We start from the raw sequence: 24,375 nt of genomic DNA, 5'->3' as shown, positions 1-24,375 counted from the left end.
GATCGGAAAACTCAGATTCGAGCGAAGTTGCAATAGACACCCGTTCACTCTAATTGAAACCGTGTTCGAATACATATTCGATCGGCTGGTTTTCAGCGTGTCGTCGGCGCGTTGGCCCCCGATGTTCACCGACGGCGCAGAGCGGCCCGCAGATAGGCAACGGCCTCGTCCTCGGTGAGGCCGTTGGCCTTGATCACATCCGCGTATTTGTCGGCGGCTGCGGCCGCCCGTTGCCGTGCTTCATCTCCTGCCGCCGCGACAACGGTGCCTGCCCGCGACCGGGTGACCACAATGTTGGCCTGCTCCAGTTCCCGATACGCCCTGGCGACGGTGTTGACTGCTACTCCGAGGTGGCCGGCGAGGGTGCGCACGGGTGGCAGGCGGGTCCCGACGGGAAGCGATCCGTTGTTCGCGGCGTCGAGAATCTGCACGCGGAGTTGTTCGTAGGGTGGCACAGAGCTTGCCTGGTCAATGCGGAGCCAACTGGTGACATCGGAGCTGCCTGTTGCGCCTGGATTCACTGTGGCCTTTCCGCTCTCTGTCACTCGTCACTGTTGTCCGGCCATTTCCCGGGCCGACCGCTGATGCCCATATTGTTCCATGCACCCCTGTGCCCCGAAAGTCTTGCCCATTTACCGGCGTGCCTAGACTGGGTTCATGCATACTCTTCAGGATCTGACCATCCGCTCGATCTCGGTCAGCGAGATGGACAACAACGTTTACCTGCTCACCTCGAAGGCCACGGGCGCACAGGTGCTGATTGACGCCGCCGATGACGCTCCCGCCATCATGGCGCTCCTTGCCGAGGGCGCCGCAGACACCACGGCTGAGCCGAAACTGGCGCTGATCGTCACCACCCATTCGCACTGGGACCATGTTCGGGCGCTGGCCGACGTCGTCGGGCAGACGGGAGCGCGCACTGCGGCCGGCACAGAAGACGTCACCGACATAGCGGTGCCTACGGATGTTCGGCTGGAGCACGGGGATATTGCCACTTTCGAGGGCTTCGACCTCGAAGCCATCAAGTTGCGCGGACACACACCGGGGAGCGTTGCCCTGTTGTACCGCGACCCGCACGGCCCGGCACACTTGTTTACTGGGGATTCGCTGTTCCCCGGCGGCATCGGGAACACCCAGGGCGACGCCGCCCGGTTTGAGTCGTTGCATAACGACGTGTCCGAGCGGATCTTCGACTATCTGCCGGACGACACCGTCTTGCATCCCGGCCATGGGAAGGGCACCACCGTCGGGGCTGAACGCCCGCAGCTTGAGGAATGGCGCGCCCGCGGCTGGTAAAACCGGCCGTCCGGCGGACTCACCGCCGTCGGAACCCACCTTCCCGTCCACCTGTGTGCAGGTGCGTTAACTGGCCCCCGGCTCAGGGCTGGCGGGAACTATCCCGCGGGGTCCTTGCTCCTACTTCGCCCGGTCTTGACGCCGACGGCGAAGATCCGGCGGAAGCCGAAGACTGTCCCCCAAGGTTCCTCGGGGTAGGCTCCACGCAGCAGGGCAGCATACTGTTCGACGAAGGCCGCGGCGTCGTCGTCGGACAGCGCATTCAGTACCGGGCGCAATCCGGTGCCCTTCAGCCACTGCAGCACCGGATCGGGTCCCGTGAGGACGTGCTGGTAGGTGGTCTCCCAGACGTCGGCGGTCATGCCCGCCTCGCTAAGCATCCGCAGGTACTCCTCCGGCTCCGACACGACATCGGTATGCCTCAGCACTCCCCCGAGCTGGTCCCGCCAGGCCCCAGATCCGGCCAGCTCGCGCAGCAAGGTGTGCGCCGGGGATCCGAAGTTGCCAGGAACCTGCAGGGCCAGCCAGGCACCTGGACGAAGCACCCGTGCCCACTTCTGCACCAGCTCGGCCTGACCCGGCACCCACTGCAGGACGGCGTTGGTGACGACGACGTCGACGTCGACGTCGTCTGCGGGTGAGAAGTCTCGGATATCACCAGTCTCGAACCGCAGGTTCGGCGGCGGGTCGGCTTGGTCATTGGCGCGCTGCACCATGTCGGCGGATGAGTCGATGCCCAGCACCCCGGCGTCGGGCCAGCGTTCGGCCAGCAGCCGGGTGAGGTCCCCCGGCCCGCACCCGAGATCGACGACGACGCGAGGCGCCGCATGGTCGACCCGACCGACCAGATCGAGGAACGGCCTGCCCCGGTGGTCAGAGAACAGAGAATACTGGGTGGGATCCCATCGCATTGCTCCAGCGTATCCGGCGGTGAGGCAGCTACGGATAGGCTGGAGTCCTATGAGAATTCAGGAACACCTCCCCGCAGGCACGGATCAGCCCGACGACGTTTACGGCGCCTTCCTCGAGTGGACGACCAGCGAGGGAATGAGCCTGTATCCGGCGCAGGACGAAGCTGTGCTGGAGCTGGTCTCCGGGAACAACGTGATCCTCGCGACGCCCACCGGATCGGGGAAGTCGCTGGTGGCGGTCGCAGCCCATTTCGATGCGATCGCCCGCGGGAAACGCAGCTACTACACGGCGCCGATCAAGGCTCTGGTGTCCGAGAAGTTTTTCGCCCTCTGCGAGACCTTCGGTGCCGAGAATGTCGGGATGATCACCGGTGATTCAGGGGTTAACCAGGACGCACCGATCATCTGCTGCACAGCAGAAATCCTGGCGAACATCGCGCTTCGTGAAGGTGCGCTGGCCGACGTCGGCACCGTCATCATGGACGAGTTCCACTTCTACTCCGACCCGCAGCGCGGCTGGGCGTGGCAGGTTCCCCTCCTTGAACTCCCCCAGGCCCAGTTCCTCCTGATGTCGGCGACCCTCGGCGACATGACCCGTTTCGAGGAGGAGCTGACCGAGCGCACCGGCCGACCCAGCACCACGATCAGCAGCGCCGAACGGCCCATCCCGCTGCACTTCTACTACGTAGAGACCACCGTTCAGGAATCGCTGGAAGAACTCCTCAGTACCCGGCAGGCGCCGGTGTATGTGGTGCACTTCAGCCAGGCCGAAGCGATTGAACGCGCCCAGAACCTGATGAGCGTGAACGTCTGCTCCCGGGAGGAGAAGGACAGGATCGCCGACCTGATCGCGACCTTCCGGTTCTCGTCCGGGTTCGGCAAGACACTCAACCGACTGGTCCGGCACGGCATCGGCGTCCACCACGCCGGCATGCTCCCCAAGTACCGTCGGCTGGTGGAGCAGCTCGCGCAGGCGGGACTGCTCAAGGTTATCTGCGGCACCGACACCCTCGGCGTCGGGATCAACGTCCCCATCCGCACGGTGCTCCTGACCGCACTGAGCAAGTACGACGGCGTCCGCACCCGGCTGCTCAACGCCCGCGAGTTCCACCAGATCGCGGGCCGGGCGGGGCGGGCCGGTTATGACACGGCGGGGACCGTCGTCGTGCAGGCACCTGATCATGTGGTTGAGAACACGAGGGCCATGGCGAAGGCCGTCGGGAAGTTCGGCGACGATCAGAAAAAGCTCCGCCAGGTGGTCAGGAAGAAACCACCCACCGGGTTTGTGTCGTGGGGTAAGCCAACCTACGAGCGGCTCGCCGCCGGCACGCCCGAAGCGCTCACGTCGAGTTTCGCCGTCAGCCACTCGATGCTCCTGAACCTGTTGGAGCGACCCGGCAATCCGTTCTCCGCGGCGCAACGTCTGCTCAACGAAAACCATGAGACCCGGGCTTCCCAGTTGCAGCTGACCCGTAAAGCCATTGGCATTTACCGGTCGCTGGTCACCGCTGGAATTGTCGAGCGGCTCCCCGAGCCCGACGCCGACGGCCGGACCATCCGGCTGAAGGTCCACCTGCAGGCCAACTTCGCCCTCAACCAGCCGCTCTCCCCCTTCGCGCTGGCCAGTCTGGAACTGCTGGACCCCGAAAGCCCCACCTACGCGCTCGACGTCGTCTCGGTGATCGAAGCGACCCTCGAAAAGCCCCGCCAGGTCCTCAACGCCCAGGAAAAAAAGGCGCGCGGCGAGGCGATTGGCGCCATGAAGGCCGACGGGGTCGACTATGACCAGCGGATGGCGCTCCTCGAGGAGGTCACCTACCCGCAGCCGATGGCCGAACTGCTCTTCCAGGCCTTCGATGTCTACCGCAGTGGTGCGCCCTGGCTGGGCGACTTCGAGCTGACCCCCAAGTCGGTGGTCCGGGATATGTATGAGCGGGCCATGAACTTCGGCGAGTACATTGCCTACTACTCGCTCACCCGGTCCGAGGGCATCCTGCTGCGCTATCTCGCCGACTGCTATAAGGCATTGCGCCAGACCGTTCCTACCGAGGCGCTGCGGGAGGATCTGACCGACATCATTGAGTGGCTCGGCGAACTGATCCGGCAGGTCGATTCGAGCCTCCTGGAGGAATGGGAGCTGCTCGCTGCCGGAGGCCGCGCCGACAGCGGGACCGCTCTCGAACTGCCACCGGAACCCGATTCGGTGACCTCAAACGAGCGGGCATTCCGCGTAATGGTCCGCAACGAGATGTTCCAGCGGGTCAAACTTTTCGCCGACGAGGACGATGTCGCCCTTGGCGCGCTGGACGGTGGTTCCGGTTGGGATGCGGACCGCTGGACGGAGGCCCTCGACGGCTACTTCGGCGACTACGAGGACATCGACGACGGGCCCGAGGCCCGCGGACCCGCCCTGCTGATCATCGAGAAGGTGCCCGGCAGCTGGAAGGTCCGGCAGATCTTCAAGGACCCGTTCGGCAACCATGACTGGGGTATCAACGCGGTCATCGACCTGGCCGCCTCCGACGAGGCCGGCACAGCCGTGGTCACCGTGACCAGCGTCGGGGCGCCCTAGTCCGGCGGTGCTGGCTGGAAAGATGGTTCTCCCAGAAAGATGGTGCTTCCAGCAGGGCTGTGCTTCTAAAAGGGCGGTGCTTCTAGAAGGGCGGGGGTATGTCGGGTGGTGGGGCGGGTGGTGGGTCTGGTCGGGTGAGGTAGGTTTCGCCGAGTGGTGAGATCGCGATGATCGTCCCGGGCTCGGGTTGTTGGTAGTGCCAGTAGCCTTCGGTTTTGAACATGTGGTGGCGTTTACACAGGGCCGCCAGGTTCCCGTAGCTGGTTTTGCCGCCTTGGGACCAGGGGGTGGTGTGGTCGAGTTCGCAGAACACCGCCAACCGGTTACATCCCGGATGCCGACAGGTTCCGTCCCTGACCCGGACCGCATCCTTTAGGTCCTGCGGGACCCGGTACGTGGTCGCATCGGCGCCTAACCTGGCCCCGGTGAAGGGGTGGGTGAGGATCCTGGTGAACGATGGTGCGTGGCCGGCGAGCTGACGTGCCGTCTCGGGATCAATCGGACCGTAGCCTTCCAACTCACCCGGGGCATCCCCACCGAGGAGAGTCATCACCGGGACGGTGACAAACACCTTCGCCTGCACACCCCAATACGTGCTGGCCTCCCGCTGCTGACTGGGGCTGGTGTTCGTCCGGGATCCGGGGTCCGCTGTTCCCGGCCCGCCCCGGTCAGCGGCAGCACCTAAGTCAGCGGCAGCAGCGGGGTCATCTCCTGGGTCGGTCCCAGCAGCAGCACCAGGGGCAGCAGCTGGGTCAGCTGGGTCGGGTGCTGCATGCATGTGTCCGGTGGGTCCGGCACTGGTGAGGACATCCACCAGAACGTCGGCCCTGAGCTGGGTGAGAGTTCTGGCCTCGTCGGGTCCTTGCAGGGCCCGGGCTGCGGTGTCGACCCGGTGGAAGATCCCGGCCGCGTGTTCGGTGGGTAGGTACGCGGCGAGCCAGGCCATCCCGTCGTGGGCGGGGTTCAGGACCACCTCGCGTTCCCGGAGAGCTTTCCGGTGCCGGCTACTGATGGGTTCGGGGTGGAGTTTTTCGCGTAACCGTTGGGCCTGGCGGCAGAACTTCGTCACGGTGGTCTGACCGGCCAACGCGATCAGCCTGGTTTCATAGGCGGCGGCGAGAGCGGGGTCGGTGTCGGGCATGTCTGTGGCTTCTTCGACAACGGCCCAGGCATGGCGGCGTGAGAGTCTGCCGTCCTCTAACGCGTTCAACGTGGCCGGGTAGTGGCGGGTCAGCAGGGTGCTGTGTTCGACCAGGAACCCGGCGGTCCGCTCCGGCAGGTGCAACGTGGCGCCGATCTCGGCTGCGGCCAGGGTTTTCTCGAACCCGAAAGCCCCGCGGCCGCAACGGGTTTGCTCGGTTTGCAGGTCCAGGATCCGGGTGACCAGTTTCGCTTCCTGGGCATCGAGCCATGACCGCGCCTCGGCGACGTCGTTCAACGCATCTACCACCTGGGCAGAGTCAAGGCCGGCCGGGGCGGCGAGCCCGAGTTGGCCGGTCAGGGCGGGAGGTTCGTCGCTGGAGCGCACCCGTTCGCCGGGCACGAAGGCCATTCCCCAAAAATCCGATGCCTCATCATCCGCATCGGTCGAACCCGCAGCCTCCGACTCCGGCGGTTCAACAGTGGGTGCTGTCCACACCGCGTCCACGCCTAGCGGTCCCTCCGGACCATACCCAGCAGAAGCCCCGGCGTGAGTTCCAGCGGAAGACCCAGCAGAAGCGCCGGCGGGAGTACCCGTGGCCGTGTTCGCGGGCCCGCTGGTCGAGGCGGAATCCGCGCCGGATTCGGGAGGGATTCCCGATCCGGGAGCAGAAGCTGCACTGCTTTTCATACCCCAATTCCATCATCGAGCACCGACAGTATGAGGGGAAAATAGGGGTCCCAGGAAAAACTTTCTCGAAGTATTTTCGGCACCCACAAAAGCGGCCCTCGTAAGCACTGGACTCGCCTGACTACTCTCAAACTCGCCACCGAGCGGTTGGCTGTGATGGCCCCGGCACGTCCAGACCCGCCACAGCTACCCTCTCGCCGGGGATGTAATAGATAGGGTTGAGTGCATGACTATCCGCGACGCCCGCCCGGCTGATGTAGCCACCATCCTCGAGCTCATCCACGACCTCGCCATCTACGAGAAAGAACCTGACGCCGTCAAGAACACTCCCGAACAGCTGCATCAGGCCCTCTTTGGACCCATGCCAAGCGTGTTCGCGCATGTCGCCGAGTCGGACGGCGTCATCCAGGGCTTTGCCCTCTGGTTCCTGAACTACTCAACCTGGGAGGGTGTCAACGGGATCTACCTGGAAGACCTGTACGTCCGCCCCGAAGCCCGGGGCGAAGGCCACGGCAAAGCACTCCTGCAGAACCTTGCACGCATCGCCGCGGAACGGGGCTACGCCCGGGTGGAATGGTCGGTCCTGAACTGGAACGAACCCTCAATCAACTTCTACGACAGCCTCGGCGCCCTCCCCCAGGACGAGTGGACCACCTATCGCCTCACCGGCCCCGCCCTCACCGCAGTGGCCAGCGGATCCGCTACGTGAGCGACCAGTCAGCCGCCGACGTCGTCCCCCACCGCCGCGAATCAACCCACCTGATGCACGGCGCACGCACCACCGGCCATTACTTCACAGTTCCCCTGGACCATCGGACGCCCGATGGTGAAACCATCACCATCTTTGCCCGCGAGTACAGCTCGCTGGAGTACGACGACGAGGCCATTGCCGACCTGCCATGGCTGCTGTTCCTGCAAGGTGGGCCCGGCGGCCGGGGCAGCAGGGTCACCCAGCTTGGCGGCTGGATGAAGGCTGCGGCCAGACACTTCAGAATTCTGATGCTGGATCAGCGCGGTACCGGCCGTTCCACCCCAGCGGATGCCGCGACCCTTCCCCTCCGCGGGGACGCTGCCGCACAGGCCGAGTATCTCGCGCACTTCAGGGCCGACTCGATTGTTGCTGACGCCGAACTGATCCGCCGCCAGCTCGTCGGGGCGCCCTGGACGGTGTTCGGTCAGAGCTTTGGCGGTTTCTGCACCCTGACGTACCTCTCTGTCGCCCCCGAGGGCATGGACCGGGCGCTGATCACCGGTGGCCTGGCACCACTCAGTGGCCCCCCGGATCAGGTCTATTCCGCGACCTATCGGCTCGTCGAAGCCAGGAACCGGGAATACTTCGCCAAGTATCCCGAGGACCGGACGACCCTCACCCGGATTGCACACCACGTCGAGGCAATCGACGAGCGGCTACCGACCGGTGAGCGTCTCACCGTTGCACGGCTGCAGATGATCGGATCCTTCCTTGGTGGCAACACCCGGATGGACGCCCTGCACTTCCTGCTCGAGGACGCCTTCGTGAGCACCGCCGATGGTCAGCGGCTGTCCCAGGTGTTCCTGGACGCCGTCTGGGCGCAGGTCAGCCGGTCATCCAACCCCCTCTACGCCCTACTGCACGAGTCAATTTATTGCCAGGGCGAGGCCTCCGACTGGTCCGCCCACCGGGTGTTGGCCGAGCACCCCCAGTTCCTCCCGACGGCTGAGGAACCGCTGCTGACCGGCGAAATGGTGTATCGGTGGTACTTCGATCAGGACCCGTCACTGGTTCCGCTGCGGGACGTCGCTGACCTCCTCGCAGCAAAGGCGGATTGGGGCAGCCTCTACAACACCGACCAGCTCGCCCGCAACACTGTCCCCGCTGCCGCTGCCGTCTATCAGGACGACATCTACGTGGACCATGACCTGTCCATGCGGACAGCCCGCGCGGTCAAAGGCTTACAGGCATGGGAGACAGCTGACTTCCACCACGACGGGATTTCCGACGACGGCGAAGCGATCTTCAACCGGTTGCTGGGTATGACCGGCTGGCCCGCGTAGTCAGCCAGCGCTGAAGCGCCGACGGTCGGAGAAGGCTACTTCTCGACGTCGGCCGTGCCGCGGGCCTTCCGTGCGTCCTCTTCAAGCTTGGCATCGATGCTGGCCTGCTTGGCCTTCGGGCTGAGCAGGCTCAGGACAACCGCGACCACAATGGTGCCGAGGATGATGCCGAGGGACAGGAAGGTGGGGATGATCGGAGCCCACTCAATGTGCTGGCCCCCGTTGATGAACGGCAACTCGTTTTCATGCATGGCGTGAAGGATCAGTTTGATGCCAATGAACGCCAGGATGGCCGAGAGCGCATGCTTCAGGTAGATGAGCCGGGTCATCAGGCCACCGAGCAGGAAGTACAGCTGGCGCAGGCCCATCAGGGCAAAAATGTTGGCGGTGAAGACGATGAACGCGCTTTCGGTCAGACCGAAAATGGCCGGGATCGAATCCACCGCGAAGAGCAGGTCGGTGAGGCCGATGGTCACGAAGACGATCAGCATCGGGGTGAAGACCTTCTTGCCGTCCACGACGGTACGGATCTTGTTGCCGTCGTATTTGTCGGTCATCGGCAGGACGTTGCGCAGCTTGCCGATCACCTTGTTTTCGCTACCGTGTTCCTCGTCTTCGCCGGTGTCCTTGGCCTGCTGATAGGCCGTGTAGAGCAGGAAGACACCGAAGATGTAGAAGATCCAGCTGAAGTTGCTGATCAAGGCTGCGCCGAGCAGGATGAAGATTCCGCGGAGCACCAGCGCGATGATGATGCCCACCATCAACACTTCCTGCTGATACTTACGGGGTACCGAGAACCGGGCCATGATGATGATGAACACGAACAGGTTGTCAATGCTCAGGCTATATTCGGTGACCCAGCCGGCGACAAACTGTCCCCCGTAATCCGGGCCGGTGAAGATAAACATCAGGACCGCGAAGATCAACGCGAGAGAAACGTAGAACGTGACCCACAGGCCGGCTTCCTTCATTGACGGCTCGTGCGGGCGCTTAACCACCAGCAGCAAATCGAACAGGAGGATGAGGCCCAGCACAATGAATGTGCCTACCTCAAACGCCAATGGCAGTTCCAGCGTGGGTTCGGGCATGAGGGACCTTTCAAGGGTGCAGCGGATTCCGCAAGTCTCTCCGCCGCGGCATTTGCCACCGGCCGCTACGCCCGGCGAAACATCGATGCTCCGCGTGTTGACGATCGTAGCGCTTCGGGATACTCCCCTACGTCCGGCTTATCCTAACCCCGTACGAGCCGGATCAGGAAATGGCTCGCGCAACCTCTCAGTAAGTTGCGCGAGCCCTCCCGCCAGCGACGAGCTGGGGCTAGGCGTGCCCCGCCGTCTGCATCTGCCGCAGCTCTTTCTTCAGGTCCCCCACCTCGTCGCGTAGCCTCGCGGCGAGCTCGAAGTGCAGGTCAGCCGCCGCCGAGTGCATCTGGTCGGTGAGCTGACCGATCAGGTCGGTGAGGTCCTCGGCCGGCACTGCGGCAAGGCCGTCATGCCGGACAGGGGCGCCGCCCTTGGCCGTCTTGCCGCCCTTGCGCTTCTTGCCCGACTCCGCCAGGAGCGCCCGGGTATCGGCGTCCTCCTGGGCGATGGAATCGGTGATGTCAGCAATCCGCTTCCGCAGGGGCTGCGGATCAACCCCGTGCTTGAGGTTGTATGCCACCTGGATCTCACGACGTCGGTTGGTTTCGTCGATGGCTTTGGCCATCGAATCGGTGATCCGGTCCGCGTACATGTGCACCTCACCCGAGACGTTACGGGCCGCACGCCCGATGGTCTGGATCAGGGAGGTGGCGCTGCGCAGGAACCCTTCCTTGTCGGCGTCGAGGATGCTGACCAGCGACACTTCAGGAAGGTCAAGGCCTTCACGGAGCAGGTTGATGCCCACCAGGACGTCGAAAGTCCCGAGCCTCAACTCACGCAACAGCTCCACCCGGCGCAGGGTATCCACGTCTGAGTGCAGGTATTCAACCTTCACCCCATGTTCCAGCAGGTACCCGGTCAAATCTTCGGCCATCCGCTTGGTCAGGGTGGTGACGAGCACCCGCTCGTTCAGTTCCACCCGGGTGCGGATCTCCCCCAGCAGGTCATCGATCTGGCCCTTGCTGGGCTTGACCACCACCTCCGGGTCGATCAGACCGGTCGGCCGGATGATCTGCTGCACGTACCCATCCGACTTGCCCAGCTCATACTTCCCGGGGGTTGCCGAGAGGTAGACGGTCTGCCCGATCCGGTCCAGGAACTCGTCCCATTTGAGCGGCCGGTTGTCCATCGCGGAGGGGAGCCGGAACCCATGGTCCACCAGGGTGCGCTTCCGGGACATGTCACCCTCATACATGGCACCGATCTGCGGAATGGTCACGTGCGACTCGTCGACTACCAGCAGGAAATCGTCGGGGAAGTAGTCGAGCAGGCAGTGCGACGCCGAGCCCGGACCGCGGCCGTCGATGTGTCGGGAGTAGTTCTCGATGCCGTTGCAGAACCCCATCTGCTGCATCATTTCGAGGTCATAGGTGGTCCGCATCCGCAACCGCTGGGCTTCGACCAGTTTGTTCTGCGACTCCAGCTCGTCCAGGCGGACCTGGAGCTCATCCTCGATCTGCTTGACCGCCCGGTTCATGCGCTCGGGGCCCGCGACATAGTGCGACGCCGGGAACACATACATTTCGGTCTCTTCCCTGACGATTTCCCCGGTCAGCGGGTGCAGGGTGTAGATCTTCTCGACCTCGTCGCCGAAGAACTCAATGCGAAGCGCCAGTTCCTCATACATGGGGATGATTTCGACGGTGTCGCCACGCACCCTGAAGGTGCCCCGGTGGAAGTCGATGTCGTTGCGGGTGTACTGCATTGACACGAACTTCCGCAGCAAATCGTCGCGGTTCATCTGCTGGCCGGTTTCCAGTGTGACCATCCCGGCAACATATTCTTCGGGGGTGCCCAGACCATAGATGCAGGACACGGTGGCCACCACGATCACGTCCCGGCGGGTGAGCAGGGCGTTGGTGGCGGAATGCCGGAGCCGCTCCACTTCCTCGTTGACCGAGGAGTCCTTCTCGATGAAGGTGTCCGTCTGGGGAACGTAGGCTTCAGGCTGGTAGTAGTCGTAATACGAGACGAAGTATTCGACGGCATTGTTGGGCAGCAGCTCACGGAACTCGTTCGCCAGCTGCGCCGCGAGGGTCTTGTTCTGCACCATCACGAGCGTGGGCCGCTGGACCTGTTCGATCAGCCACGCAGTCGTCGCGCTCTTGCCGGTACCGGTGGCGCCCAGCAGCACCACGTCCTTCTCGCCCGCCTTGACGCGTTCACTGAGTTCGGCAATCGCGGCAGGCTGGTCACCGGCAGGCTTGAATTCGCTGATCACTTCGAAAGGGGCTACCACCCGTTTAATTTCCTGCGCAAGGCTCATATAAATACGTTAGACCCTCCCCCGGACAATCAGCGTCCTGAATGGGGCAACTTAGCCGACGGCAGAAGAGGGCTGAGGAGTCCAGCCAGTGTCGGCAATCCAGCGTTTCAGCAGCGGATCAGCGACGGTGGTGAACCAGTTCTCCTTGCACTCCGCGTAGCCCTCGGTAGTCGCATCCCGGGTGTGCTGGGCCGCACACCGCTCCTTCTCCGCCTGGTACTGGGCCGCGGCGCCCAGGTCGGAGCGCAGCCAGTCCCTGAACGACAGGGCATACCGCCATCCAGGCGAACCCTCAACCCGAACATGAAGGTTAACCGCGCGACCAGGGTCGGCGTTGGCGTGCAGACGCTTCCCCCATCGGGAGGGGTCGGGAACGTCCTGTTTGGGTTCATCCCGTGTGATGCCTTCGAGCGGCGGAAACCCTGCTGCGACCAGCTTTCCGGCAATCGCGTCGGCGTCTTCAAGGGTCGCGACGGTGACCTGCAGGTCGAGGACATCCTTGGCGGCCAACCCGGGCACAGCGGTCGACCCGATATGGTCGACCGCCAGCACCAGGGGATCAACCAGACGCACCCTGCCCATGATCCGTCCGGCCTGTTCCGGCCAGTCGTCGCGGGAAGGCACCAGTTGCGGGCCACCACTGCGTGCGGCCCGGACGCCGCGCAACAGGTTGTGGTTGAAGGGCACCAGTCGTTCGACCCAGAGGCGGTCGACGGCGGCCAGCAGATCCTGTGGGGTGCTGTCGTTGACGAGGACGACGTCGGCGGCTGCCTTCCGCTCGGCACGCGTGGCTTGCGCACCAATCCGGGCCCGCGCGTCGTCGTCGCTCATTCCCCGGAGGCTGGTCAGCCGCTCGATCCGGACGCTGTCGGGAGCGTCGACCACCACCACCAAATGGAACTGGTGTTGCTGGCCGGTCTCCACCAGCAAGGGAATATCCTGCACGACGACGGCGTCCGGGGGCGCAGCCGCCGTCAGCTCACGGGCGCGTTCCCGCACCAACGGGTGGATGATCGAATTCAACGTCATCCGGCGGGACGGGTCACCGAAAATGGCTGCCGCCAGCGCCGGCCGATCCAGGCTACCGTCCGGAAGCAGCACCTCCTCACCGAACTCGGCGGCCACGGCTGCCAGCCCGGCCGATTCTGGTTCCACGGCCGCGCGGGCCAGCACATCGGCGTCGACCAGCACCGCACCGAGCTCTGCCAGCCTTGAGGCGACAAGTGATTTCCCTGCTGCGATCCCGCCGGTGAGGCCAATTCTGAGCATGTCCCCACCCTAATACGTGGGATGTGCCCGCCGCCCTCCAGATGCCTGGATCCACGGCAGTCCTCGGCAGGCGGGGTATAGATGCTCCCCCGCTGGCAGGCCCGGTGAGCAGGACCGTCCCTGCCCTCCGGGCCTGCTCGTCACTGGGGCATTTGCGCTGGCGCAACCTCCCGCCCACTAGACTGGGGCCGGTGAATGACAGTGGAATAATCGGCTACACAACGGTCCGGGGCGAGCACCGCCACGAGACCGATGTGCGTCGGTCACGCTTCATCACTGTCGTCCGGCGGATTGCCAGCGAGGACGAGGCGCGGTTGCTCCTCACCGAGCTGCGCCGGGAGTTCCACGACGCGCGCCACCATTGCAGCGCCGTCGTGCTGGGTCCTGATCGGTCGGTCCAGCGCGCCAACGACGACGGCGAACCGTCGGGCACCGCCGGTGCCCCCATGCTGGACGCCATCCTCAAACGCGACAATGCCGATGGCGAGGCTGACCTGAGCGACGTCGCGGTGGTGGTGGTCCGCTATTTCGGTGGAGTGTTGCTTGGTGCTGGCGGACTTGTTCGCGCCTATTCCGACGCTGTCTCCCAGGCGCTGGACTCGGCGCCACGTGTCCGACGACGACTGTTGCAGCTCCTGGCGGTCCCGGTGGCTCACACCGACGCGGGGCGGGTCGAAAACGAGCTCCGCAACGCAGGCGTCGACGTCCTGGGAACCGACTATGCGGCGGAACGGGCCACCATCCGGGTGGCCATACCGGCCGGGAACGCATCGATCGACGGGTTTCGCGCCCGCCTCGCCTCACTGACCGCCGGCCAGTCCGGCGCCCAACTACTCGACCTGAAATGGGTGGACTGTGACTGACTTTTCCTTTGACAACCTTCGACGGGCTCCCGACGTCGAGGCCCCGAACCTCTTTGCGTTCGACGCCACCGATCGGCTCCTCCTCGACACCGCCGGCGCGGCGATCAACGCCGACCGGGACGGCGTCGTCGTCATTGGGGACCACTACGGTGCGCTCACTCTCGGCGCCGCCGCGCTGCATGGGGCACACTCGATTCGCACCCACCAGGACCCGCTCTCCGGTGAGCTCGCGTTGACAGCCAACGCGCACACCGCTGGCCTGGCCGAGGCCTTCTCCCACTATCCGCTCAACGAGGCCCTGTTGGCTGGCGCCCGCACGGTCCTGCTGCAGCTGCCCAGGTCACTGGCCGCGCTGGATGAGATCGCGTGGACGATCGCCCGCTACGCGAGCCCGGACGTCACTGTGTTCGCCGGCGGCCGGGTCAAACACATGACCACCGCGATGAACGGCATCCTGGCCCGCCACTTCACCACTGTGGCTGCCGGACTGGCACGCCAGAAGTCCCGGATCCTGACGGCGTCGGCGCCCGTGGCCACCTCCGCCAGCGGGTTTCCGGTGGAGGAGAAGCACGACGTCGGCCTGCCCGCACCGCTGATCCTTAAGGCTTTCGGCAGCACCTTTGGTGGCGCCAAACTGGATGCGGGGACCCGGTACCTGCTTCCCGCCCTCTCCGCGGCCCGAGCTGCGGGGCAGGCAATCGATCTGGGGTCGGGCAATGGCACGATTGCCGCCTATCTCGCCCTCACGCGGCCTGCGATGGAGGTTGCTGCAACGGACCAGTCGGCGTCAGCTGTTGCGTCTTCCCGTGCGACCGCCGATGCCAATGGTGTCGGCGACCGGATCACGGTCGTGCGGGATGATGCCCTGTCCTCGATGCCCGACTCATCAGCCGAGCTCATTGTGCTGAACCCACCCTTTCACATGGAAGGCACCGTTCACTCCGGGATTGCCCTGAAGCTTTTCGCCGATGCCGGCCGGGTGCTCAAACCGGGAGGTGAACTCTGGACGGTCTGGAACAGCCACCTCCAGTATCGGACCCCGCTCGCCTCCATGGTTGGCCCCACCCGGCAGGCCGCCAGGAACCCAAAATTCACCGTCACGGTGTCCACCCGACGCTGAGGCGGCCGGTCCGGAAACCGGCCCCGTCACGCAATGATCAGTGAACTTACTTTCTGGAATATACTTCGGGAATGTCCACAGCTCAGCAGTCAGCCCCGTCCAAGCTAAAGCAGCCTCCGCCGCTGTGCCCGCAGCTGACCTGGCGGGTTCGACGTCGCCACTGCTCGACGTCGTCAACGCCACCGGGTTCGGGATCCCCGAGTGGATCTTCGGACTGGTGGCCCTCATCGCCGTCGCCAACGGGTCGCTGCTCACCATGATCATGGCAAGCCGGCTGACCTATGGGATGGCCGAACAAGGCCTGCTGCCATCGGTGCTGGGCCGGGTACTCCCCAACCGGCGCACACCGTGGGTCGCGATCATTGCGACCACCGTTGCCGCGATGATCCTCAGCAGCACCGGTGATCTGGCATCGCTGGCGGAGACGGTCGTGGTGCTGCTGCTGCTGTTCGTGTTCCTCAGCACCAACATCGCCGTGCTGGTGCTTCGCAAGGACCGGGTGGACCACCAGCACTTCCAGATTCCGGTGATCTTTCCCTACCTGGCGATCGCGTCCTGTGTCCTGCTCATGACGCAGCAGAGCGCCGACATCTGGTTACGCGCGGGAATCCTGGTGGCTATTGGCCTGGTGCTGTATGCGATTCAACACAGCACGACCCGCCGCTCCGCCCCGGACCGCACCGCGGACTCCGACCGAGCAGTGAAGCACTGACCGATGCGCGTCACGACCGCACTCGGCAAGGGGTTCGCCAGCCTGTTCGCTACGATGAAAGCCGTCAGGCCGCAGCGTCCTATTCACCCCGACGGCGTTTGGCTCACCGGGACACTCACCCGGACCGGGCCACCTGCTTCCAGCGGCATATCCTGGATCGACGGCACCGGCCAGGACCCGATCCAGGCGCGGCTATCCCGCTCGGTGGGGCTACCGCGCTGGAGCCCTGACATTCTTGGCCTGGCCTTGCGGGTCCCCCACGGGTCTGACCACTTTGATGTGCTGCTCGCATCCACCGGTGCGTCATTTCCCGCCCGGTTCGTCCTGCTCCCCCAGCGGAATGTCCAGGCCGCTAAATTCACGTCAATGATGCCGTACAAGGGCGGGAAGTCAGCCGTTCTGCTGGCGGCTTTTCCCCTTGACCCGAGTGGCCGGATGCCCGCCACGCCTGCCGGCCTCCGTGTGGGCTTGGCGAAGCGACCCCTGGAACTCGCCCTGTGCTTCAGCCGTCCCCTGGGTGAGTGGACCCGGTTCGGCACTCTGGTGCTGACCCTGGAGGAACTTGAGCCGGTGCTGGTGGCACGGGGCGGTGATCCGACGGGTTTGCGTTTTGACCCGGTCCGGCGCCCGCTGCCCGGATCCGAAACCTATGCCTGGACCCGGGCGCTCCGGGAACCGTCCTATGCCGAAGCCAGGGTTGCACCGGGCGACGCGCTCCCGGGTTCAGACTCACGCTGAGCAGCCCCCTCTGGTGCGTGCGCACCCGAACACGGCAGGCCAACGCGAGACTGAACGGAATTGGGCGCAAAAAAGGTCCCCACCATTACGGTGGGGACCTTTTCAGGTGCTAGTGCTGGACCTTAGTTGCCGGTCAGCTTTTCGCGCAGTGCGGCAAGTGCCTCGTCTGACGCGAGCGTACCCGTGCCGACGTTGCTGTTGCTGCTGGCGTTCGTGCTCTCAGTGGCGGCTGGCTCAGAGGAGTAGCTCGTGGAGCTTGACTCGACTGGCTCGTTGGCAGCAGCTGCATCGTCAGATGCGTGCTGCACAACCTGCTTCTTGTGAGCTTCCCAGCGTGACTGGGCTTCAGCGTACTGAGCTTCCCAGGTCGCGCGCTGAGAGTCGTAACCCTCGAGCCATTCGTTGGACTCTGGGTCGAAGCCCTCTGGGTATTTGTAGTTGCCTTCTTCGTCGTACTCGGCAGCCATACCGTACAGAGCCGGGTCGAACTCGGTGCTGTCGGCGTCGACGCCCTCGTTAGCCTGCTTGAGGGAGAGCGAGATCCGACGACGTTCGAGGTCGATGTCGATGACCTTGACGAACAGTTCGTCGCCAACCGAGACAACCTGCTCTGCCAGCTCCACGTGGCGGACAGCCAGCTCGGAGATGTGGACCAGGCCTTCGATGCCGTCTTCGACGCGAACGAACGCACCGAAGGGAACCAGCTTGGTGACCTTACCTGGAACAACCTGCCCGAGGGCGTGGGTGCGGGCGAAGGTCTGCCATGGATCTTCCTGGGTGGCCTTGAGCGACAGTGAGACACGCTCGCGGTCCAGGTCCACCTCGAGAACCTCGACGGTGACTTCCTGGCCAACTTCGACAACCTCGGAGGGGTGATCGATGTGCTTCCAGGACAGCTCGGAAACGTGAACGAGTCCGTCGACGCCGCCCAGGTCCACGAAGGCACCGAAGTTGACGATCGAGGAGACAACGCCCGGACGAACCTGGCCCTTTTCCAGCTTGTTGAGGAACGTGGAACGCACCTCGGACTGGGTCTGCTCAAGCCAGGCACGGCGGGACAGGACCACGTTGTTGCGGTTCTTGTCCAGCTCGATGATTTTCGCTTCGATCTTCTGACCGATGTAGGGAGCAAGATCGCGTACACGACGCATCTCAACCAAGGACGCGGGCAGGAAGCCGCGGAGGCCGATGTCGAGGATGAGTCCACCCTTGACAACTTCGATGACCGTACCGGTGACGACGCCGTCTTCTTCCTTGACCTTCTCGATATCGCCCCAGGCACGCTCGTACTGAGCGCGCTTCTTGGACAGGATCAGTCGGCCTTCTTTGTCCTCTTTGGTGAGCACCAGTGCTTCGACCTGATCGCCAACGGAGACAACGTCTCCGGGATCAACGTCGTGCTTGATGGACAGCTCACGGGAAGGGATAACACCCTCGGTCTTGTAACCGATGTCGAGCAGAACTTCGTCGCGGTCAACCTTGACTACCGTTCCTTCAACGAGGTCTCCGTCGTTGAAGTACTTGATGGTGGCGTCAATGGCTGCGAGGAAGTCCTCAGCGGTGCCGATGTCGTTGATCGCGACCTGCGGTGCACCTGGCTTCTCGGTGGTGGTGATGGTCATGTAGTTGGGACTCCGTTGTGGATGATTAGTTGATCCGGAGAGCGACGCCTGGGCAACAGGAAACTCTGCTGATTCAGATGGAGCTCGTCCGGAAGTGGACTTTTGGAGAGAAAACGACTTACCTGATGTTGCTTGGCAACCCGTTTCGCAGTGCGCATTACACGCCCGTCTAGTCTAGCCGTTTGCGCCAACACAGGTCAAAGCGGCGGGCGGCGCTGGGTGCCGGGTCAGAAGTGGGTAATGCAGTACGGATCGGTCGGGGTCTGGAAGATCCGGTCGACGACGGCGAGGCTCCCCTGTCCTGTGGGCCCCTGTTCGGTGAGGTGCCCGGCAGCGGCCAGGGTCCGGGCTGGAACGCCGCCCAGATACATCGACCCGAGCGCCGTGACATCGACGCGGAGCTGCGTGTCGGCGTCGTCGTCGAGTCGTGCCACCGACCCGGAGCCGTTCTCGACCGTCAACCGGAACCGGCCCGCGGCATAGCCGAGAGGATCCACGATTTCCAGGCTGACCGTTCCCGCACCCTGGTAACCCCGTGCTTCGAGGGCAGCAATGGGGTCGAGGATGCGCAGCCACAGGACATCCTCGTCGCCAATGAGTTTGTAGCAGCGACGATCCTGCAGGGCCCACGGCAGGGGGTCGTTCACGGGTGCCAGATCGAAGGTGATGCGCTGGACGAGGTCGATTGCGCCAAGGTAACGCCACAGCTCGAGGTAGGCGGCGTCGGAGACGGCGACCAGATCAACAATCTTCATCGTGTACGGGGTGGTCCCCCAGCCGGAGAATTTGTAGGACACGAACCCGTCGGGCCGGCCGTCGTCGTCGTAATGCACCGCGACGCGCACACCCTTGTCCTCGACGGGCCGTTCCTCGCCCCAGCGGCCGGAGGCACGCTGCGGGTAGGCGAACTGGCGTCCCACCGAACCGGTGGTGGCGTGATGGAACCGGGCGAAAATCTGTTCGGACAGTGCTGCCGCGGAGGCCGGTGCCACGATCTCGGTGACGCCGAACGCCGGCGTGCGCAACGCGAACCGCTCCTTCACATCCACCTCGATGTTGCGGGTGAACGTTGCAGCACCGAAACCGAACCTGCCGTAGATCGTCGCCTCCGATGCGGTCAGCGCTGCGATGGCGAGACCTTTGGACGCGGCGGACTGCAGATCACTGGTCATCATGGTGCGCAGCAGCCCACGACGGCGGTGGGTGGGGCGCACGGTGACGGCAGTGATCTGGTGCGCGTCAAGCAACTGGCCGTTGCCGACGTTGAGGGAGTTGACCATGGTGGCGTAGGTGGCCACCGGAATGCTGGCATCCCACGCGTGTGCACTGGCAGCGTCGTCGTAGGCACCCCACAGGGTCCGGCTGTCGGAGGTGAACGCCGCGGCATAGGTGGCTAGATCTTCCGGCTCGGTGCGGGCTTCGTGGAAGCCGAACCGGACCGCTTCGAACCAGTGGGCCAGGGCACCGTCGGATGAGGAATCTGTCTCAGCTGTCACCGTGAAGGTGTCGATGCGCAGTGCGGATGGGGAGGCGGAGTCTTGGGTAGCGGTCACGATCCATCAGCCTAGTGTGGCGGAGCGCCCGGCACCAGTGAGCTGCCGGCCGCAGTGAACTCCCGGCGCCAGTACGTAGCGCCCGGCACCAGTGCGTATGCCCGGTGCCCAGAGCGGGCCTGGGCTAGTGCGCGGCCTCGTGCCAGCTCGCTCCCACACCCACCGAGACGTCCAACGGAACCGTGAGGTCAGCCGCAGCCCCCATCTGCTCGCGCACCAGCAGCTCCATGGTGTCCCGCTCACCGGGCGCAATCTCGAGCACCAGCTCATCATGTACCTGGAGCAGCATGCGGGAGGATAGACCCTGCCTGCGCAATTCGGCGTCGACGCCGAGCATCGCCTTCTTGATGATGTCGGCAGCCGAACCCTGGATGGGCGCGTTCAACGCCGCCCGTTCAGCCATTTCCCGCAACTGCCGGTTGTCGCTGGAAAGATCCGGCAGGTACCGGCGGCGGCCCTCGATGGTGGACGTGAACCCGTCGACCCGTGCCTGCTCCACGACACCGCGCAGGTAGTCGCGGACGGCGCCGAACCGGTCGAAGTAATCGCCCATCAGGGTGCGGGCCTCGTCCACCGAAATGGCGAGCTGCTTGGAGAGTCCAAACGAGCTCAGACCGTAGACCAGGCCGTAGGACATCGCTTTCACCTTGGACCGCATCGCGCTGGTGACTTCGGCGGGTGCGACGCCGAAAATGTGGGCACCGACAAACCGGTGCAGGTCCTCCCCATCGCGGAACGCCTGGATGAGGCCCTCATCCCCGGACAGGTGCGCCATGATGCGCATTTCAATCTGCGAGTAGTCGGCGGTCATCAGGCAGTCAAAGCCCTCACCGACGACGAACACCTCGCGGATCCGCCGGCCTTCGTCGGAGCGCACCGGGATGTTCTGCAGGTTCGGGTTGGTCGAGGAGAGCCGTCCCGTGGCCGCGATGGTCTGGACGTACGTGGTGTGGATCCGGCCGTCCTCGGCCACTGACTTCCGCAGCCCCTCGACCGTCTGACGGAGTTTGGAGGCGTCCCGGTGAGCCAGGAGCTGTTCAAGGAACGGATGCCCGGTCTTCACGATCAGGTCAGTCAGCGCATCGGCGTCGGTTGAGTAGCCGGTCTTGATCTTCTTGGTCTTGGGCAGTTCAAGCTCGTCGAACAGGACCGCCTGCAGCTGCTTGGGCGACCCCAGGTTGATTTCCTTGCCGATGATCCTGAACGCCTCGGCGCTCGTGGTGCTCATGGTCGCCGAAAAATCATCAAACAACTGGTCCAGCCGGTCCATCGCCACGGATACGCCGGTGAGCTCCATTTCCGCCAGCACCTCGGCCAGGGGCAGTTCGAGCCCGCCGAGCAACTGGTTGGCGCCCCGCTCCACCAGTTGGCCGGCGAAGTACTCGCTGAGCTGCAGGGCGGCGAAGGCGCGGGCGACGGCGGGGGACGCGACATCCTCGTCTTCCAGCTGGAGCGCGAGCTGCCCCCCGGTGGTCCCTGCGGCGGGCGCGATCGACATTTTCAGGTGCGATTGGCTCAGGTCCGCCAGATCGTAGGCCCGACGGTCCGGCTGGATCAGGTACCCGGAGATGGCCGTGTCATCCACCACCCCGGCAAGTTTCAGCCCGCGCGCGGCGAGTAGTTTGTAGGCGGCTTTGAAGTCATGGGCCACCTTGGGTGCACTGAGGTCACCCAGCCAGCCGGCAAGCACCTGCTCAGCCTCAGCGTCGAGCGTCTCCAGATCCAGGTACGCCGCGGCGGTCGAGGTGACAATCGCCAGCCCGACGACGTCGTCGTTCCCGGTCGTTGACTGGGTCACCAGCTGGACGGCTGCGATGGCCTGGTTGGTCGCTTTGAACCATTCGGTCAGGTCGGCCGCGCTGGTCAGGACCACGTGCTCCGGCGGGGTCATTTCGTCGTGGGACTCGGCGGCGTCTTCTTCCCCGAACAGGTCGAAGAGGCGTTTGCGGAGGACGTTGAACTGGAGGGAGTCGAACAGCTCCTCGACGGCCGGTCGGTCGGGGGTCCTGGACACCATCGTGTCCAGCTCAACCGGCAGGTCCAGGTCAAGGTGCAACTGGTTCAGGCGGCGGTTGCGCTTCACCAGCTCGATGTGCTCCCGGAGCGAGTCCCCCACCTTCCCCTTGATGGCGTCGAGGTTCTCGAGGATGCCGTCCAGTCCGCCGTACAGCTTGATCCACTTGGCAGCCGTCTTGGGGCCCACTCCTGGGACTCCCGGCAGGTTGTCGGCGGTTTCCCCGACCAGCGCGGCCAGGTCGGAATACTTGTCCGGCGGGACGAGGTACTTCTCCTCCACCGCCTGCGCATCCATTTGCGGAATGTTGGTGACACCCTGCTTCGGGTACAGCACGGTGACGCGGTCGTTGACCAGCTGGAAGGCATCGCGGTCACCGCTGACCACCTGAACGTCCCAGCCTTCGGCGGCGGCCCGGACCGAGAGGGTGGCGATGATGTCGTCGGCCTCGTACCCCTCCATCGACAGGGTGGGGATGTGCATCGCCTGCATCACCTTGATGATCAGGTCCACCTGGCCATGGAATTCCGTCGGCGTCTTCGCGCGACCCGCCTTGTACTCGGTGTACTCCTCGGTCCTGAACGTTGGGGTGCTCAGGTCCAGTGCCACCGCCACATGGGTGGGCTTCTGGTCCCTGATCAGGTTGATCAGCATCGCCGTGAACCCGTAGACGGCATTGGTGTGCTGACCCGTGTCGGTGGAGAAGTTCTCGGCCGGCAGGGCGTAGAACGCCCGGTAGGCCATCGAGTGGCCATCAATGACGAGGAGGCGTTGACGGGATCCGTCGGCCGGCCCGGTGGCCGTCGGCGGAGCGTCCGTCAGAGTCGTGGCGGCTACGGGAACATCGGGTTTGGTTGTTTGACTCACAGGTGCCAGCCTAGTTCCCATGACCGACAATTACACTCCGGAGTCATCCGGACAGGAACCGCCCGCCAACCCGTTCGCTGCCGAGCTGGCCGCCGCCGGTGTGCCTGAAGAGATGCACGACTGGCTCAGCGGCCACGGCATCGGTCGCCTCGCCGCGAAAATGGGAATTGTGTTCACCGAGATGACCGCTGGCCGGCTGGTTGCCACCATGCCGGTTGAAGGGAACGAACAGGTTGCCGGAATCCTCCACGGGGGCGCGCATCTGGTCCTGGCCGAGACGCTGGGCTCCTTCGCCGCAGGCCTGCACGCTGGCCGGGACCGCCAGGCGATGGGGATTGAGATCAGTGCAACCCATCACCGGTCGGCGTCGTCGGGCCTGGTTACCGGCACCGCGACAGCCGCCCATCTGGGCCGCACGCTGACCACCCACGAAGTGGTGATGACCGACGACGACGGCCGCCGGCTCTCCACCGCCCGGATCACCAACATCATCCGCGACCTCCGCTGACGAACCTGCTGACCCCGGCCGTAGACCGTCCAACCGGCCCCTGAAACGGCCCCGAGGGAAGGACCGCCGGTTGCAAGCGGCGGTCCTGACCCGGAGGGCCGTTTCTGCACGAAAGGGCCCCCGCAACCCCGGAGTGGATGAACTATTGCCGGGAGCATTGACAAGGTTCGAAAGTCTGAGGATGCTGGCATTCACAGCGGTTCACCGTTTCAGCGGATAGGGGGCGCCTCTCCCCGATGATGCAGGAAGTGGGGACGGGTATGTCTACGAGCATTCCGGTCCAATGGAATTTGAAATTGTTGGGGTACTGGCGTCTAGAACGTGAGCACCAGCCGGTCACTGTCGCGTTCCGGCAGCAGCGGCTCATCGCTGCGCTGGCCCTGCGCGGCGGCCGCCGACGAAGCTACATCGCCGGGCTCCTGTGGCCCGATCGTACCGATGCGCAAGCCTCGGGAAGCCTGCGTGCCTGCCTGTGGAACATTGCCCACCAGCTTCCCGGTCTCCTGCAGCCAGCCAGCGATCCGCTTGCCCTCGCCCCGGGAATTGTGATCGACGTCGACGAGCTCCTCACCCGCGTGGATCGGGTCAACCGAACGGGCCTGCTCGACGTCGGTGCACTGGTAAGGGAGGGGCTGGCCGGCGACCTTCGGACGGCGGACCTCCTGCCAGGCTGGGATGAAGACTGGCTGCGGGTAGATCAGGACAGGCTCTTCAGGCAGCGGCTCGCCGCCCTGGAGGACCTGGCCAACGCCTACCTGGCTCAGGGCCAGCTCTCGCCCGCCCTCGACGCGGCGACGGCCGCTGTCGCGTTGGACCCGCTCCTGGAGAGCGTGCAACGGACGCTCTTGCGGATTCATCTGGCGGCTGGCAACCATGGTTCGGCAATCCGCAGCTATCGCACCTATCTGACGACCCTCAACCGGGAGTGCGGGGTCAGGCCGTCCACCCGGATCACGGACCTCATCCGTCCGCTGCTCCAGGCGCAGGAGCCCACAGTGCGCGCGGAACCAGCGCCCACCTTCAGCGCCATGCTGCACCCGTCCTTCGAGTAGGTCCA

19 protein-coding genes are annotated in these 24,375 nt (G+C 64.6%); 10 read left to right on the top strand and 9 right to left on the bottom strand.

Annotated elements, in window-relative coordinates; translation table 11 throughout:
• Positions 1-125 precede the first annotated feature (125 nt).
• Positions 126-545, bottom strand: coding sequence for a GntR family transcriptional regulator (locus ACX80T_RS03525; RefSeq protein ID WP_459303723.1), 420 nt, complete (start codon positions 543-545; stop codon positions 126-128).
• 112 nt (positions 546-657) lie between these two features.
• On the opposite strand from ACX80T_RS03525, the gene ACX80T_RS03520 reads away from it, so the two are divergent.
• A complete protein-coding gene (locus ACX80T_RS03520; protein WP_459303722.1) occupies positions 658-1,296 on the top strand; it encodes an MBL fold metallo-hydrolase in 639 nt (212 codons plus the stop codon).
• A gap of 98 nt (positions 1,297-1,394) precedes the next feature.
• On the opposite strand, the gene ACX80T_RS03515 is transcribed toward ACX80T_RS03520, so the two are convergent.
• Positions 1,395-2,207 carry a trans-aconitate 2-methyltransferase gene (locus ACX80T_RS03515; protein WP_459303721.1) on the bottom strand — a complete coding sequence of 271 codons (813 nt, stop codon included), beginning with the start codon at positions 2,205-2,207 and terminating at the stop codon, positions 1,395-1,397.
• A 49-nt stretch (positions 2,208-2,256) separates the two neighbouring features.
• Here ACX80T_RS03515 and ACX80T_RS03510 point away from each other — a divergent pair, with 49 nt between their 5' ends.
• On the top strand, positions 2,257-4,779 hold the full coding sequence (locus ACX80T_RS03510; protein ID WP_459303720.1) for a DEAD/DEAH box helicase: 2,523 nt from the start codon (positions 2,257-2,259) through the stop codon (positions 4,777-4,779).
• 82 nt (positions 4,780-4,861) lie between these two features.
• Here ACX80T_RS03510 and ACX80T_RS03505 read toward each other — a convergent pair whose 3' ends face one another.
• Entirely contained in the window at positions 4,862-6,610 is a 1,749-nt protein-coding gene (locus tag ACX80T_RS03505) for an HNH endonuclease signature motif containing protein (protein WP_459303719.1), read from the bottom strand.
• 226 nt (positions 6,611-6,836) lie between these two features.
• Here ACX80T_RS03505 and ACX80T_RS03500 point away from each other — a divergent pair, with 226 nt between their 5' ends.
• Together ACX80T_RS03500 and ACX80T_RS03495 are read left to right on the top strand one after the other, a co-directional pair.
• Entirely contained in the window at positions 6,837-7,319 is a 483-nt protein-coding gene (locus ACX80T_RS03500) for a GNAT family N-acetyltransferase (protein ID WP_459303718.1), read from the top strand.
• Positions 7,316-8,644: an alpha/beta fold hydrolase gene (locus tag ACX80T_RS03495; protein WP_459303717.1), complete on the top strand. Its 1,329-nt coding sequence runs from the start codon at positions 7,316-7,318 to the stop codon at positions 8,642-8,644. The genes ACX80T_RS03500 and ACX80T_RS03495 overlap by 4 nt, the downstream gene beginning before the upstream one ends.
• Before the next feature lie 35 nt (positions 8,645-8,679).
• Here the strand turns inward: ACX80T_RS03495 and ACX80T_RS03490 are convergent, their stop codons facing one another.
• The 3 genes from ACX80T_RS03490 to coaE form a co-directional block, all read right to left on the bottom strand.
• On the bottom strand, positions 8,680-9,732 hold the full coding sequence (locus ACX80T_RS03490; RefSeq protein WP_165802626.1) for a TerC family protein: 1,053 nt from the start codon (positions 9,730-9,732) through the stop codon (positions 8,680-8,682).
• Between the two features lie 229 nt (positions 9,733-9,961).
• Positions 9,962-12,052 (bottom strand): excinuclease ABC subunit UvrB, encoded by a 2,091-nt coding sequence (gene uvrB / locus ACX80T_RS03485; protein WP_026040891.1) that lies wholly within the window; start codon positions 12,050-12,052, stop codon positions 9,962-9,964.
• Positions 12,053-12,103: 51 nt separating this feature from the next.
• The gene (coaE, locus tag ACX80T_RS03480; protein WP_459303716.1) at positions 12,104-13,321 is read right to left on the bottom strand and encodes a dephospho-CoA kinase; all 1,218 of its coding nucleotides are present in this window, start codon (positions 13,319-13,321) and stop codon (positions 12,104-12,106) included.
• Positions 13,322-13,512: 191 nt separating this feature from the next.
• On the opposite strand from coaE, the gene ACX80T_RS03475 reads away from it, so the two are divergent.
• From ACX80T_RS03475 to ACX80T_RS03460, 4 genes are all read left to right on the top strand, one after another.
• Positions 13,513-14,184 (top strand): IMPACT family protein, encoded by a 672-nt coding sequence (locus tag ACX80T_RS03475; RefSeq protein WP_459303715.1) that lies wholly within the window; start codon positions 13,513-13,515, stop codon positions 14,182-14,184.
• The gene (locus ACX80T_RS03470; RefSeq protein ID WP_459303714.1) at positions 14,177-15,304 is read left to right on the top strand and encodes a class I SAM-dependent methyltransferase; all 1,128 of its coding nucleotides are present in this window, start codon (positions 14,177-14,179) and stop codon (positions 15,302-15,304) included. The genes ACX80T_RS03475 and ACX80T_RS03470 overlap by 8 nt, the downstream gene beginning before the upstream one ends.
• A 124-nt stretch (positions 15,305-15,428) precedes the next feature.
• Positions 15,429-16,016 (top strand): APC family permease, encoded by a 588-nt coding sequence (locus ACX80T_RS03465; RefSeq protein WP_459303713.1) that lies wholly within the window; start codon positions 15,429-15,431, stop codon positions 16,014-16,016.
• 3 nt (positions 16,017-16,019) lie between these two features.
• On the top strand, positions 16,020-16,754 hold the full coding sequence (locus ACX80T_RS03460; protein WP_459303712.1) for a hypothetical protein: 735 nt from the start codon (positions 16,020-16,022) through the stop codon (positions 16,752-16,754).
• A gap of 122 nt (positions 16,755-16,876) precedes the next feature.
• On the opposite strand, the gene rpsA is transcribed toward ACX80T_RS03460, so the two are convergent.
• The 3 genes from rpsA to polA form a co-directional block, all read right to left on the bottom strand.
• On the bottom strand, positions 16,877-18,376 hold the full coding sequence (rpsA, locus tag ACX80T_RS03455) for a 30S ribosomal protein S1 (protein ID WP_019481442.1): 1,500 nt from the start codon (positions 18,374-18,376) through the stop codon (positions 16,877-16,879).
• 227 nt (positions 18,377-18,603) lie between these two features.
• On the bottom strand, positions 18,604-19,929 hold the full coding sequence (locus ACX80T_RS03450) for a GNAT family N-acetyltransferase (RefSeq protein WP_459303711.1): 1,326 nt from the start codon (positions 19,927-19,929) through the stop codon (positions 18,604-18,606).
• Positions 19,930-20,053: 124 nt separating this feature from the next.
• On the bottom strand, positions 20,054-22,831 hold the full coding sequence (polA, locus tag ACX80T_RS03445; RefSeq protein ID WP_459303710.1) for a DNA polymerase I: 2,778 nt from the start codon (positions 22,829-22,831) through the stop codon (positions 20,054-20,056).
• Here polA and ACX80T_RS03440 point away from each other — a divergent pair.
• Both ACX80T_RS03440 and ACX80T_RS03435 read left to right on the top strand, forming a co-directional pair.
• Positions 22,830-23,318: a PaaI family thioesterase gene (locus ACX80T_RS03440; RefSeq protein WP_459303709.1), complete on the top strand. Its 489-nt coding sequence runs from the start codon at positions 22,830-22,832 to the stop codon at positions 23,316-23,318. The genes polA and ACX80T_RS03440 overlap by 2 nt on opposite strands.
• Before the next feature lie 260 nt (positions 23,319-23,578).
• A complete protein-coding gene (locus ACX80T_RS03435; RefSeq protein WP_459303708.1) occupies positions 23,579-24,370 on the top strand; it encodes an AfsR/SARP family transcriptional regulator in 792 nt (263 codons plus the stop codon).
• The last annotated feature ends 5 nt before the right edge of the window (positions 24,371-24,375 follow it).

Source organism: Arthrobacter sp. Sr33 (genome assembly GCF_054511195.1).
The sequence above is the reverse complement of the archived record's forward strand: the minus strand, read 5'-3'. Positions and strand labels throughout refer to the sequence as shown.

Bases quoted from the DNA above. Each gene is read 5' to 3' on its own strand.
- ACX80T_RS03490 (WP_165802626.1), bottom strand. From the start codon at position 9,732: ATGCCCGAACCCACGCTGGAACTGCCATTGGCGTTTGAGGTAGGCACA.
- coaE (WP_459303716.1), bottom strand. From the start codon at position 13,321: ATGCTCAGAATTGGCCTCACCGGCGGGATCGCAGCAGGGAAATCACTT.
- ACX80T_RS03440 (WP_459303709.1), top strand. From the start codon at position 22,830: ATGACCGACAATTACACTCCGGAGTCATCCGGACAGGAACCGCCCGCC.
- polA (WP_459303710.1), bottom strand. From the start codon at position 22,831: ATGGGAACTAGGCTGGCACCTGTGAGTCAAACAACCAAACCCGATGTT.
- ACX80T_RS03460 (WP_459303712.1), top strand. From the start codon at position 16,020: ATGCGCGTCACGACCGCACTCGGCAAGGGGTTCGCCAGCCTGTTCGCT.
- ACX80T_RS03500 (WP_459303718.1), top strand. From the start codon at position 6,837: ATGACTATCCGCGACGCCCGCCCGGCTGATGTAGCCACCATCCTCGAG.
- ACX80T_RS03505 (WP_459303719.1), bottom strand. From the start codon at position 6,610: ATGAAAAGCAGTGCAGCTTCTGCTCCCGGATCGGGAATCCCTCCCGAA.
- ACX80T_RS03510 (WP_459303720.1), top strand. From the start codon at position 2,257: ATGAGAATTCAGGAACACCTCCCCGCAGGCACGGATCAGCCCGACGAC.
- uvrB (WP_026040891.1), bottom strand. From the start codon at position 12,052: ATGAGCCTTGCGCAGGAAATTAAACGGGTGGTAGCCCCTTTCGAAGTG.
- ACX80T_RS03520 (WP_459303722.1), top strand. From the start codon at position 658: ATGCATACTCTTCAGGATCTGACCATCCGCTCGATCTCGGTCAGCGAG.
- ACX80T_RS03515 (WP_459303721.1), bottom strand. From the start codon at position 2,207: ATGCGATGGGATCCCACCCAGTATTCTCTGTTCTCTGACCACCGGGGC.
- rpsA (WP_019481442.1), bottom strand. From the start codon at position 18,376: ATGACCATCACCACCACCGAGAAGCCAGGTGCACCGCAGGTCGCGATC.
- ACX80T_RS03435 (WP_459303708.1), top strand. From the start codon at position 23,579: ATGTCTACGAGCATTCCGGTCCAATGGAATTTGAAATTGTTGGGGTAC.